Here is an 11,746-nt window from a genome sequence, read left to right on the forward strand (position 1 = left end):
ATAATGAAATAAATAGAAATGGAAGGAAATAAAAGATGTTATTAAATAAACGTTTTACAATTGGAGAAATGGCGAAAATGCATAATATCGCAGAATCTACATTAAGGTATTATGATGAAAAAGGAATTTTTCATCCGTCCATTGTGGATCCTCAAACGAATTATCGTTATTATACAATCGATCAATTTTCACTGTTAGATACGATTAAATTTTTACGCCAGTTAAATATTCCGTTAAAGGAAATTAAGAAATATATTGATGAAAGAAATCCAGCATACGCACTCAATTTACTGGAAAAACAACAAGAGATGATGCTGAAGAAACAAAGAGAAATTGAGTATGCTTTGGCGAAAATGGAGCATAGAATTCATTTAATTAAGAAAGCAACAAAAGCAAAAGCTGAACAAATGGTAATTAAAGAGATTCCGCAGCGAAAAATTACAGCAATTGCGGTTGCTCCAAATACGACGGATGATATGTTTGAGTACTACATTCATTCGTTACAAAAAAATATGAGGCAAATGGATGATAGTTTATTTTCTGGAGATATTGGTGTAACTGTTGCGAAAAAAGGATTAATGCAAAATGAGTTTCAAGCATATAGCAGTGTATTTATTCTTTTGGATTATATGCCGTATGAAGTGCATACTTCAGATGAAATTAAAGAAGGTTTATATGCTTGCTCTTATCATCATGGACCGTATGAAGAAACAGATGCAACGTACAAGGAGTTACTTATATACATTGATAAAGAAGGTTACGAAGTACATGGAGATTCGATTGAGATTGGATTGATTGATTGGTCTGTAACAGAAAATCCAGAGGAGCAAGTAACAGAAATTCAAATTCCTGTAGTGAAAAAATAAGATGAAAACTTTTGAATTGATTACAAATTTACATTCATTAGTATAAGTCAGTTACCTGTTTTTTTAATTCTCTCTTGACCTTCAAGTTACTTGAAGGTTTAAACTAAGAAAAGAGAGTTGAAAAAAAGGAGCATATTAGAGTATGGAAGCAACAGAAAAATTAAGAGAAAAACCGATAAAAAGCTTATTTATTTCTTATTTAATACCAGCCGTTCTTGGAATGGTATTAATGTCAGTGAATATTGTAATTGACGCGGTCATGATTAGTAGAGGAGTTGGGGCGAACGGTTTAGCAGGAGTGAACGTGGCTATTCCAGCATTTTCGATTTTCTTCTCTATTTCATTATGGATCGGAATGGGCGGGGCAACGTTATACTCCATTGCATTAGGCGAAAATAAACGAGAAAGAGCAAGGTCTATTTTTACTCAATCCATGACGGTAGCAGTTGTTATCGTAGGGATTTTAGCAGCGATTTGCTTATGGAGAATAGAAGATTTAGCATACTTATTTGGTGCAAATGAAGTGATTCTACCATATGCGTTAGACTATTTACACGTATTATTAACATTTGGAATGATATACGTTTTAGAAAATATTTTAAGTACATTCATACGGAATGATGGAAATCCTAATTTAGCAATGGCTGGTCTTGTTGTAACAGCTGTATTAAATATAGTGTTTGACTATATCTTTATTTTTATCTTTGGATGGGGCGTAACAGGTGCTGCTTCAGCGACTATTCTTTCGGCAGCGATTGGTTTCCTTGTATTATTAACTCATTTCTTTAGAAAAAGTAGTATTTTAAAGTGGACGAAATTCCATTTTGAATGGGATACTGTCAAACAAATTATGGTGATTGGTTTCCCAAGTTTTACAGCAGAAAGTACGGTTGCAATCGTAACGATTGGTTTTAATATCGCATTCGTCCAATATGCAGGAGAAGTAGGAGTAGCTTCCTATGCGATGGTGAATAGTATTCATGCAATGACATTACTATTATTCTTTGGTGTTGGAGCAGCATTACAGCCAATTGCTAGTTTCCATTATGGGGCAAATTTATCAGAGAGACTTCGTGAAGGATTGAAGTTTGCTGTGAAAATTGCAGTTGTCCTCGGAGGCATTGCGATAATTGTCGGATTATTCTTCGGGAAATATATCATTGGTTTATTTGATGTTCAATCTCCAGAATTATTGGAGTTAACCTTAACAGGTATTAGCTTATTCTTTATCCAATACGTATTTTTAGGTTATAACATTGTGTATGGAGAGTATTTCCAATCAGTGCGACAAACGAAGAAATCAGTACTTATTATAATGAGCCGAGGATTACTATTTATTATTCCATTGTTATGGATTATGCCGAAATTATTTGGGATAAACGGAATTTGGCTCGTTATGCCAGTTGCAGAAGTAATGACAGCGATTATCGTATTTACGATGAATCGTATGAAACATCCTGTTCCATTAAATATGGCAGGAGAGAAAGAAGCGATATGATGAAGAAAATCCCCTTAAGCAATTAAGGGGATTTTTTTATTCCTTTAAACTAATCGCAAAAGATCCATCCGTTTCTTGAACAGAAGCAAAGGCAACGTTTTTAATATTTGTAATTCCTTTTTCCTTTAATTCTTTATATAACCATTTTTCATCTTTATGTATTAACTTTAAGTTATCATATTGAATTTGTGAATCGACGATAAGTGCAATTGGTAATCCAGCATACTTAACTTCTATGTTTAAATCTTTTGGAGTTAATGGTACAAGTTCTCTTTTTGGTAAAATACTAATAGCGCCGTTCGCTTCTAAAATAGCGTATTCAATTTCATGAACACTTGGATATCCTGCAACGCGAAGGTTAGAAAGTAATTCAGCAATTGGATATCTACTTTTTTGTAAATTCTCAAAAATAATGTCACCATGTTTAATTAAAATAATAGGGTGCCCGAGAATAAAACGATTTAGTTTGTTGAATAGGCTTAATTTTGTAAGGATTAAATGTAAACATGTAATTACAAGCATACCGAGAAAAGCTTGCAAAGCACCAGAGACTGGTATGGCCTGAAAAGCTAAATAAGATAAAAAGATAATAGCACCAAAATCATGAGGAGTTAGTTGTGCTAAAGCTGATTTACCGAGCATCTTAAGTGATAGTAAAAATAAAATAAAAAAGAACGATACGTTACATAAAAAGAGAAGCAATAGAGACACTCCTTCGTGCAAAGTTGTACTTACTGTTCCCGAAAGAAATATAAATATTACTTTCTAGAGGATAAATTAGGTTGAATTGGAATTTGTCTGTATACAAACAAATAAATGGATATTATCATGAAAGAAGCAAAGAACATAGGAGTATATGGATATGAAAAAGAAAAAAATAATTAAGTATATGATAGGAATTATAATGGTTTGCGCCGTTTATGTGGGATTTTTACAATATAACATTTATAAGCATGGGCAAATGAATGCGACCTATGAAGCTGATTATATAATTGTATTGGGCTCGAAAGTAAACGGAACGAAACCATCGTACTCATTGCAATATCGTATTGATAAAGCAGCTGAGTATTTGAAATCACATGATAAAGCAATCGCTATTGTATCTGGAGGGAAAGGAAAAGGGGAAGATATTTCAGAAGCATTAGCAATGAAAAATGAATTAATGAAATTAAAAATTGCAGAAGACCGCATTATAATGGAAGATAAGTCAACGAGTACTGATGAAAATATTAAATTCTCAAAACCTTTAATTCCGGACAATATGAAAAAAGGAATGATCGTAACAAACGATTTTCACATGTTTAGAGCGAAAAAAATAGCGGCAAAACAAGGTTTACAATTAGAAGGTCTTCCGGCAAAAACACCGAAACCAATCATCATTCCATCGAATGTACGAGAATATTTAGCAATCACACAGTACTGGTTTATGAATCGAATATAGTGAAAGTGATCCCGGCTGAAACTTCAGGCGGGATTTAGTTTGAGGAAAATCTTACAAATATGTCACGTTCGTGAAAGGTAAAGCGATAGTTTCTAGAATGATTTCCTGACATAATGAAGGTAACAAAAACTATTTAGAGGTGAATCGGATGAAAGGAAATAATATTTTATCTTCGTTATGTTACTTTAGTATCTTTTTTGCACCATTTTTACTACCAATTATCGTGTACTTTGTTGCAGAAGATGAAGTGAAGTATCACGCGAAAAAAGCATTTTGGTCACATGTTTTCCCATACGCAATCTTATTTGGAGGACTAGCAGTATCAGGTATGTACGGTTTAGGTTTCAATCAATCTGACGGTGCTGGAATTGGAATGGCTATCACATATGCAGTGTTCATTCTTGTAGGAATTTACTACTTCATTTGGAATATCGTAAAAGGTATTAAAGTTTTGAAAACGGCGTAATATAATAAGTATAATTTCATTTACCGTATCGATAAACGTTTTAAAAAAGAGCAGTTCAAAAAGAATTGCTCTTTTTGTGCTTATAAGTTGTGAAAATTGAAAAAGATATGTTAATTTTTCATTAGGAAGAGAAAAAAGGAGTGATTTTCATGAATGAGATCATACATAAGATGGAGCAACATGTTTCAGTTCGTAAATATAAAGAAGAATCAATTCCGAAAGATGTAGTAGAAAAGATGGTGCACGCTGCGCAACATGCAGCTTCATCACATTTTGTACAGGCTTATTCTGTTATATATGTAACAGATCAAGACCTAAAGATTAAACTAGCAGAGCTATCCGGAAATCGTCACGTGAAAGACTGTGCAGCATTCTTTGTTTGTTGTGCAGATTTAAAACGACTTGAAATTGCATGTGAAAAACATAGTACAGAGATAAAGTATGAGGGAGTAGAAGACTTTATCGTTGCGACGGTAGATGCTTCACTTTTTGCGCAAAACTTAGCACTAGCAGCAGAATCGTTAGGATACGGTATTTGTTATATTGGTGGTATTCGTAATAATCCGAGAGAAGTGAGTGAACTGCTTCATTTACCTGATAAAGTATATCCTGTATTCGGAATGACAGTCGGCGTACCAGATGAAGATCATGGAGTGAAACCACGTTTACCGGTAGCAGCAGTTCTTCATGAAAATGGATATGATGAACAAAAATATGATGAATTACTAAACGAATATGATGAAACGATGAACGCGTATTATAAAGAAAGATCATCAAACAAGAAAAACGTAACATGGACGGAATCAATGAGTTCGTTTATGTCTAAAGAAAAAAGAATGCATATGAAAGAGTTCTTAAGTGAAAAAGGATTAAATAAGAAGTGAGTAAAGAGGCAAACCTGTGATGTAGGTTTGTCTTTTTGGGAAGGAGAAATACCTAAGGCCAGAAAGTTGTTTATTCTTTCTGAACTTAGGTATTTTGTTTTTTATCATATACATAGAAATAAAAATTAATAATTTTTTACAAAAGTGATAGAAAATGAGAATGAAATGCCAATAGTAAGTAAAAGCGGCATAATAGCCGCTTTTTATCGTTTTATTTAGTATTTGATTTGAAATGTTTATCTTATGAAAGAAAGATTATTGCTAATTGTAAACTGTCAATAAAGTTATTTAAGTTTTGATATGGAATACCCTGCCGGAAAATACAGCAATAATTTTGTTTGAACATATCTGTTATGGCACAATCTAAAGCATCTTCTATAACAAGTTCAAACTTTCAATAAGAAGATAACCCCCTGTACAACTTAAAAGAATGTACGTAAATATTTTAAAAATCCGTTGATTAAGCCATTTAAAAATAATTTGACCTATAAACAAACCTAAAAATACAATTGGAATGGCATAAAAACTTGATTCCCAAATGGTTTTGTTTGTGCCAGTAAAGAGTATTTGAGTTACTAGGCTAATGAAATATATAAACAAATAAAAAGCTAATGTAGTTGCTCTTAACTTCTCTTTTTCAGTATCAGTTCCTGTAAAATAAAGTAACAGGGGTGGACCGGGCATACCGATACTTGTCGTTAAAAGACCAGATAATCCACCAACTATGAAATCTCTAGATTGTGTTGATCTAACCTTAACGTTGCATATTAGCAATAATGTTAATAGTAAGAGTAGGATGCTAACTGCTAATTTAAAAGTGTTTATGTTAACGGAAATGAAAATTAAAATGCCAAAAGGAACACCAACTATACTTCCAAAAATAAACCTTTTCAGTAGAGCAAAATCAACGTCCATTCTTATTTTCCAAATGAGTGAAATGGAAATAATTAAAGATAAAATAATGTTTATTTGTATAGCTTCTTGTGGTAGAAATAACATAAGTAAGAAAGGGGTTGCCATTATGGAAAAGCCAAAACCTGTACTTGCTTGCAGAATAGAAGCCACTAATATAATACATACGAAAATGAATGTTATACCCAAAACAGCCCTCCTATTTAATCAAGTTTAACTAGTTAAAGTCTATTATTTAAGTGCAATATTTCACAAACTCATTTGTATTTTAACATAAATATCTAGTTTTTTCTCAAATAGTATTGCCATATAAGGCTCTTTAACTAAAAAATCCGACTTACATTTTGAAACAATTTTATTATGGGGAAACAAATAATGAATGGGATCAAAATGTATTGATTATCATTAATTTATTCACTGAGATCCCCGCGATAAAACAAGAACAGCCATATAAAACTTACAAAAATACAGCATGTAGCTAATAAACTGCCAATCATTTGAGGAGAAAGAATTTCTAACAGCCCTCCTGTAAAAAACATCGATAACTGAATAAGAGATCCGTAAATAGAATAATGGAATGAAAAAACTTTACCTATCATATTTTCGTGTGTGTAAGTTTGAAGTAATGTCGTATCAAGTGGAACGATGATTCCTCCTGCTATACGCATACAGAATAAAGTAATGATACCGATAATAAGTTGATCGGATAGAATGAATCCGAGAAAGAAAATTCCTTGTAATAAGTAGGCCCAACCGAATACTTTTTTCATTTTTTCTTTATTATGGGATATATAAAGATTAACGAGAAGGCTTCCTATCATAAGCCCAGCCCCTTGAACCGTATATAAAATCCCAATGTTCGTATGGAAAATTTTTTCGGCATAGATCGTTAGAAGTAGTTGATAAGCGCCTCCAATAATGCCCCATGAAATGCCGACAAGAATTAATGTTAAAATGATTTTTGTTTGTAATATGTATGTATAACCACCTTTTATATCAGTGAAAAATGCTTTGTTCTTGTTACAAGTATCATGAGCAGGAATACTCATGTTATAAATAAAATAGGCTGAAATAAAGTATGATAGGCTATTTACTAAAAAAGCGAACTCAATATGTAAAGATTGTGCAATTACTCCGCCCAAAGAAGCCCCCATAATAGACATAAAACCATTAATTGTACTAGAAAGAGAGTTAGCAGTTACGAAATGATTTTGGTGTACGATATTTTTTAGGGTTGCTTGTTTAGCCGGTTCAAATACACAAGAAAGTACAGATAAACATATATTAGCAATGAAAATAATCTCAATTTTATAGCCTGCGAGTAAGTATGTAAGGACTAGAATTCCCCGTGTAATATCGGTAAAAATCATAATATTCTTTTTAGAGAAACGATCTACAATTCCGCCTATGAATGGACTAAGAAGAAGCTGTGGTAAACTTTTACTTATAAAAGTAAGTGCGATCATAAACGGCGATTCCGTTATGCTGTAGACAAATGTTAATAAAGCTACCGTATGGAACCAATCCCCAAGTACACTTAATGTTTGCCCATAAAATAGTTTATTGAAGTTTTTATTTGTTTTAAGAAGTGTGGAATAAGAAACTGACATAAATAGATTAATCCTTATGTAATGACGATGTTTGAATTTGTTTTTTCCACTCACTTAAATACACTTTTTCCCCTCTGGGAAGTCCAACAGGTAAATGTGCTTCGTAAAGACCTCTAATCATTGTAATCCCCCTTAGTAAAAATGTTTCTTATTCCATAGTAAACAATATGTTGCTAGTTGAAATCGCAAATAAGAGGGATATAAATTCATACGAAAGTATGAAAAAAAACAGCTCATATTTGAGCTGTTTTTCTATAGTTTTTAGTTCATTTTTCAAGGATAGGATATATTAATATCCGTATCCGCCGCCACCCCAACAGCTACATCCGATGATGATTAGAAGGATGAATAGTACGATAAGCAAAGCAAATCCACCGCCGAAACCAGCGCAACTTCCACCATAACTCATATGTTTTCCTCCTTTTTAGTAAGTTAATCTATATGGTTCATGGACTACTATATACAGTATGTTTTTTGTATAGAAAACGAGCCAGTCTCATTTATAATTAGACAAATGCCTGTAGATTCATTAGGATTGCATGTTAGTGATTTGTAAATAAACCTTTACGTAATTCATAATTTAGGCATAAAAAATAAAAAATTGTAAAAAAAACCATTTTCTTATTTTTTTATGAGAGAATATGTACTATAATTTTACAAGTAATATTATGGGAAAAGGGAGTTTTAGTATAGAGATGGAGATGGGACAATTAAAAAATAAAATAGAAAACAAAAAGAAAGAGTTAATTCAACTTGTTGCGAGACACGGATTGGATCATGATAAAGTTTTGTTATTTAGTCGTGATTTAGATATACTTATTAATAAGTTTATGAACATAAAAGACAAAATGCATAAATAAAAAATTTATAGTTTTTTATATTAAGATGTTTCACAGAAAGGAGAGGACAGTAATTGGAACATTTACAGGAAGAATTGTATAAACAAATAAAAGAAGAAAAAGGTACAGTTACAATTTTCTTAAAGAGTGGCGTTAGAATAATAGGAGAAGTTGTTGGAGTGGATAAATTTACACTTTTAATCTTAGTGGATGGAAAACAACAGCTTATTTATAAGCAGGCTATATCAACAATAATGAAATAAGACACTCTTGTTGAGTGTCTTATTTCATTATTGCTTGCATGCCTCAACATCAATGCCGGCAGCAATTAACTTCTTTTCTCCATCTTGTTCAATGATTTTTTGTAATTTAGATAGGAAAGAATCAAAGTTTGTATGCTTTGCTACTTGGAATGTCATTTTATGTTCAATTGGTAGCCACGTATCAATATCAGCTTCGTTATGCTGGATTTTCACCTCAAGTTTATCGAGTGCATTAGCAACTTTTGCTTCGTACGTTTCTTTCGCTTCAAACTCCATCCATAAGTCATATAATTCCTCACCGAGAGAACCTGTTAATGTTTGTTTAATATTTAAAATAGCTTCTAGTTCATTTTTTTGTTTTTGTAGCTGTAAGTCATGACTATTCATTGTATCAAATGCAGGGATATCACCAGCTTCGGCTTCGACTAGATCGTGAATAATAACCATTTTAAGTAATTTCTCAATACTTACTTTTTGATCCAAATAAGGTTCAACTAAAATGGCCATTAGAGACATGCGCCATGTATGTTCGGCAACACTTTCTTGACGTCCGTTGGAAAGCCAGCTATGTCGCATTTCATATTTTAGTTTTTCTGCTAATGCAATGACTTGTAAAATGTTGTGTTCCATCGTGATCCTCCTCATTTATTCATACCATAATTCTAATATAGAAATGAAATGTGTCAATTTCATGAGTATATTGCGATAAACAGATGATAAGCGTATAATACATGTTATATGTGAAAACGTATTATTAAAATAAAAAAATGTTATATAAAAATGGAAAGGAAAGGGCAGAAATATGGGAGAGAAAAATCAAGTATTAGCTAGACCACAAAGAAGAAAAAGGAAGTTTGATATTTCTAGCCCAGTGGGCATTATAGTAGGTTTCATTATAGTGATAGCGGCAATTATGCTTGGCGGCGGTGGAATAAAAGCTTTCAAAAACTTTTTAGATGTTTCATCTATTTTAATTGTCATAGGGGGAACAACAGCGACAATTGTTGTGGCATATCGATTTGGAGAAATAAAAAAATATACGAAAAGCATTTTTACTGTTTTACATAGAAGAGAAGAAGATTTAGAACAGTTAACGGATTTGTTTGTCGATTTTTCGAAAAAGTCTAAAAAGCACGGCTTGCTTTCTTTAGAGGTAGATGGAGAGCAAGTGGATAATCCTTTTATTCAAAAAGGAATTCGATTAATGTTAAGCGGTTACGATGAAGATGAATTAAAAGAAGTGTTATTGAAAGATATTGAAACGGAAGTGTATGAGTTAAGAAAAGGAGCAGCATTATTAGATAAAATTGGTGATTTTGCTCCAGCTTGGGGCATGATAGGGACTTTAATTGGTCTTATCATTATGCTCCAAAACTTACAAGATACATCGCAAATTGGTACAGGGATGGCAGTTGCGATGTTAACGACATTATATGGGTCTGTACTTGCGAATATGATTGCAATCCCTCTTGCGGAAAAAGTATATCGTGGTATTGAAGATTTATATACAGAGAAGAAGTTTGTAATAGAAGCTATTTCAGAATTGTATCGTGGACAAATCCCTTCTAAATTAAAGTTGAAACTGGATACATACGTATACGAAACAAAGGTAAAAAAGGTAAAAGGAGCAGCCTAATATTTCAAGGAGTGGTATGATGAGTAAAGGACCGCAAAAGGGATCGCCTCGTTGGATGACGACTTTTACAGATTTAACGATGTTATTATTAACTTTCTTTGTATTACTAGTTGCTACATCAAAGCAAGATGCAGTAAAATTGTCAAAGATGCTTGAAAAGTTTAGTGATACGGAGCAAGTAGATGCAAAAGTAATGGAAAATACAATACCGGATATTTCACATGAAAAAAATGATGAAAAAATGATTTCAAAAAAGAGAATGGATGAATTATATAAGAAGTTAAAAGCGTATGTAGATAATAACGGTATTAGTCAAGTGAATGTATATCGAGAGGATACAGGGGTAAGCGTCGTTATAGTAGATAATTTAATATTTGATACAGGCGATGCGAACGTTAAGCCCGAAGCGAAAGGGATAATAAGTCAATTAGTTGGATTTTTTCAATCCGTACCTAACCCAATTGTTGTAGAGGGACATACAGATAGTAGACCTATTCATAACGAGAAATTCCCTTCTAATTGGGAGTTATCTTCAGCACGAGCGGCAAATATGATTCACCATTTAATTGAAGTGTATAATGTGGACGATAAAAGGCTAGCTGCGGTAGGATATGCAGACACAAAGCCAATTGTACCAAATGATTCACCGCAAAACTGGGAAAAGAACCGTCGCGTTGTTATTTATATAAAAGAGTAGTATATTGTTATTTTAATAATAAAATAATAAAAATACGAAAATTCTTTTAAAAAAATATTAAATTTTATCATTTTATTTTGTATAATGAGTGAGAATGATAAGGTGAAATATTAAGATATATTTATACATAGAAGGAGAGAATTAAAAAGAATGGCACATAAAATTTTAGTAGTAGACGATGCGATGTTTATGCGAACGATGATTAAAAACTTATTAAAAAGTAATGCTGAATTTGAAGTTATTGGCGAAGCAGAGAATGGGGTAGAAGCAATTCAAAAGTATAAAGAACTTCAACCTGATATTGTAACATTAGATATTACTATGCCAGAAATGGACGGGCTTGAAGCATTAAAAGAAATTATTAAAATTGATTCAAGTGCAAAGGTTGTTATTTGTTCTGCAATGGGACAACAAGGTATGGTATTAGATGCAATTAAGGGCGGGGCAAAAGACTTTATTGTAAAGCCATTCCAAGCGGATCGTGTAATTGAAGCTTTAACAAAAGTAGCAAATAGTTAATATAGAAGGGGTGCCACAAGGAATCAAAACAGTGATAGCGGATCGACGTGTGGCCCCCTTTTTTCTCATTGTAAAACACTAAATTGTTATACATAAATGAAATGTTTGTTAGACA

At 32.5% G+C, this 11,746-nt stretch carries 15 protein-coding genes; 10 read left to right on the forward strand and 5 right to left on the reverse strand.

All coding sequences use genetic code 11. The features are described from left to right. Positions 1 to 35 precede the first annotated feature (35 nt). Both BC_RS08025 and BC_RS08030 read left to right on the forward strand, forming a co-directional pair. Entirely contained in the window at positions 36 to 866 is an 831-nt protein-coding gene (locus tag BC_RS08025) for a MerR family transcriptional regulator (RefSeq protein WP_000925933.1), read from the forward strand. Positions 867 to 1,008: 142 nt separating this feature from the next. Continuing rightward, the gene (locus BC_RS08030) at positions 1,009 to 2,364 is read left to right on the forward strand and encodes an MATE family efflux transporter (protein WP_000388389.1); all 1,356 of its coding nucleotides are present in this window, start codon (positions 1,009 to 1,011) and stop codon (positions 2,362 to 2,364) included. A gap of 36 nt (positions 2,365 to 2,400) precedes the next feature. Here BC_RS08030 and BC_RS08035 read toward each other — a convergent pair whose 3' ends face one another. Further along, a complete protein-coding gene (locus BC_RS08035) occupies positions 2,401 to 3,066 on the reverse strand; it encodes a DUF421 domain-containing protein (RefSeq protein ID WP_000923927.1) in 666 nt (221 codons plus the stop codon). Positions 3,067 to 3,226: 160 nt separating this feature from the next. On the opposite strand from BC_RS08035, the gene BC_RS08040 reads away from it, so the two are divergent. The 3 genes from BC_RS08040 (at position 3,227) to nfsA (ending at position 5,155) form a co-directional block, all read left to right on the forward strand. Further along, positions 3,227 to 3,805: a YdcF family protein gene (locus BC_RS08040; RefSeq protein WP_000727393.1), complete on the forward strand. Its 579-nt coding sequence runs from the start codon at positions 3,227 to 3,229 to the stop codon at positions 3,803 to 3,805. Between the two features lie 148 nt (positions 3,806 to 3,953). Continuing rightward, positions 3,954 to 4,271: a DUF4870 domain-containing protein gene (locus tag BC_RS08045; RefSeq protein WP_000678055.1), complete on the forward strand. Its 318-nt coding sequence runs from the start codon at positions 3,954 to 3,956 to the stop codon at positions 4,269 to 4,271. Between the two features lie 149 nt (positions 4,272 to 4,420). Continuing rightward, on the forward strand, positions 4,421 to 5,155 hold the full coding sequence (gene nfsA, locus BC_RS08050) for an oxygen-insensitive NADPH nitroreductase (protein WP_001002387.1): 735 nt from the start codon (positions 4,421 to 4,423) through the stop codon (positions 5,153 to 5,155). A gap of 375 nt (positions 5,156 to 5,530) precedes the next feature. Here nfsA and BC_RS08055 read toward each other — a convergent pair whose 3' ends face one another. The 3 genes from BC_RS08055 to BC_RS08065 form a co-directional block, all read right to left on the reverse strand. Next, positions 5,531 to 6,256 (reverse strand): sulfite exporter TauE/SafE family protein, encoded by a 726-nt coding sequence (locus BC_RS08055; protein ID WP_000513090.1) that lies wholly within the window; start codon positions 6,254 to 6,256, stop codon positions 5,531 to 5,533. Between the two features lie 221 nt (positions 6,257 to 6,477). Continuing rightward, the gene (locus tag BC_RS08060; RefSeq protein WP_000117066.1) at positions 6,478 to 7,677 is read right to left on the reverse strand and encodes an MFS transporter; all 1,200 of its coding nucleotides are present in this window, start codon (positions 7,675 to 7,677) and stop codon (positions 6,478 to 6,480) included. 289 nt (positions 7,678 to 7,966) lie between these two features. Further along, positions 7,967 to 8,086, reverse strand: coding sequence for a YjcZ family sporulation protein (locus tag BC_RS08065; RefSeq protein WP_000120179.1), 120 nt, complete (start codon positions 8,084 to 8,086; stop codon positions 7,967 to 7,969). 232 nt (positions 8,087 to 8,318) lie between these two features. On the opposite strand from BC_RS08065, the gene BC_RS08070 reads away from it, so the two are divergent. Together BC_RS08070 and hfq are read left to right on the forward strand one after the other, a co-directional pair. Beyond that, positions 8,319 to 8,537 (forward strand): aspartyl-phosphate phosphatase Spo0E family protein, encoded by a 219-nt coding sequence (locus tag BC_RS08070; protein WP_000291687.1) that lies wholly within the window; start codon positions 8,319 to 8,321, stop codon positions 8,535 to 8,537. Positions 8,538 to 8,590: 53 nt separating this feature from the next. After that, positions 8,591 to 8,779, forward strand: a complete 189-nt coding sequence (gene hfq / locus BC_RS08075; protein WP_000400663.1) for an RNA chaperone Hfq — start codon at positions 8,591 to 8,593, stop codon at positions 8,777 to 8,779. Between the two features lie 27 nt (positions 8,780 to 8,806). On the opposite strand, the gene BC_RS08080 is transcribed toward hfq, so the two are convergent. After that, positions 8,807 to 9,409 carry an HD domain-containing protein gene (locus tag BC_RS08080; protein WP_000400779.1) on the reverse strand — a complete coding sequence of 201 codons (603 nt, stop codon included), beginning with the start codon at positions 9,407 to 9,409 and terminating at the stop codon, positions 8,807 to 8,809. Positions 9,410 to 9,581: 172 nt separating this feature from the next. Between BC_RS08080 and BC_RS08085 the strand changes: the two genes are divergently transcribed. From BC_RS08085 to BC_RS08095, 3 genes are all read left to right on the forward strand, one after another. After that, positions 9,582 to 10,415 carry a flagellar motor protein MotP gene (locus BC_RS08085; RefSeq protein WP_000504191.1) on the forward strand — a complete coding sequence of 278 codons (834 nt, stop codon included), beginning with the start codon at positions 9,582 to 9,584 and terminating at the stop codon, positions 10,413 to 10,415. 19 nt (positions 10,416 to 10,434) lie between these two features. Further along, positions 10,435 to 11,112, forward strand: a complete 678-nt coding sequence (locus BC_RS08090; protein ID WP_000033625.1) for an OmpA family protein — start codon at positions 10,435 to 10,437, stop codon at positions 11,110 to 11,112. Positions 11,113 to 11,262: 150 nt separating this feature from the next. Beyond that, a complete protein-coding gene (locus BC_RS08095; protein ID WP_000940568.1) occupies positions 11,263 to 11,631 on the forward strand; it encodes a response regulator in 369 nt (122 codons plus the stop codon). The last annotated feature ends 115 nt before the right edge of the window (positions 11,632 to 11,746 follow it).

This window comes from Bacillus cereus ATCC 14579 (genome assembly GCF_000007825.1).
In the GTDB taxonomy this organism is placed as follows: Bacteria; Bacillota; Bacilli; order Bacillales; family Bacillaceae_G; genus Bacillus_A; species Bacillus_A cereus.

Excerpts from the sequence above, each read along its gene's own strand:
- BC_RS08080 (WP_000400779.1), bottom strand. The coding sequence starts at position 9,409 with ATGGAACACAACATTTTACAAGTCATTGCATTAGCAGAAAAACTAAAA.
- BC_RS08045 (WP_000678055.1), top strand. The coding sequence starts at position 3,954 with ATGAAAGGAAATAATATTTTATCTTCGTTATGTTACTTTAGTATCTTT.
- BC_RS08030 (WP_000388389.1), top strand. The coding sequence starts at position 1,009 with ATGGAAGCAACAGAAAAATTAAGAGAAAAACCGATAAAAAGCTTATTT.
- BC_RS08065 (WP_000120179.1), bottom strand. The coding sequence starts at position 8,086 with ATGAGTTATGGTGGAAGTTGCGCTGGTTTCGGCGGTGGATTTGCTTTG.
- BC_RS08040 (WP_000727393.1), top strand. The coding sequence starts at position 3,227 with ATGAAAAAGAAAAAAATAATTAAGTATATGATAGGAATTATAATGGTT.
- nfsA (WP_001002387.1), top strand. The coding sequence starts at position 4,421 with ATGAATGAGATCATACATAAGATGGAGCAACATGTTTCAGTTCGTAAA.
- BC_RS08060 (WP_000117066.1), bottom strand. The coding sequence starts at position 7,677 with ATGTCAGTTTCTTATTCCACACTTCTTAAAACAAATAAAAACTTCAAT.
- BC_RS08095 (WP_000940568.1), top strand. The coding sequence starts at position 11,263 with ATGGCACATAAAATTTTAGTAGTAGACGATGCGATGTTTATGCGAACG.
- BC_RS08025 (WP_000925933.1), top strand. The coding sequence starts at position 36 with ATGTTATTAAATAAACGTTTTACAATTGGAGAAATGGCGAAAATGCAT.
- BC_RS08085 (WP_000504191.1), top strand. The coding sequence starts at position 9,582 with ATGGGAGAGAAAAATCAAGTATTAGCTAGACCACAAAGAAGAAAAAGG.
- BC_RS08090 (WP_000033625.1), top strand. The coding sequence starts at position 10,435 with ATGAGTAAAGGACCGCAAAAGGGATCGCCTCGTTGGATGACGACTTTT.
- BC_RS08070 (WP_000291687.1), top strand. The coding sequence starts at position 8,319 with ATGTACTATAATTTTACAAGTAATATTATGGGAAAAGGGAGTTTTAGT.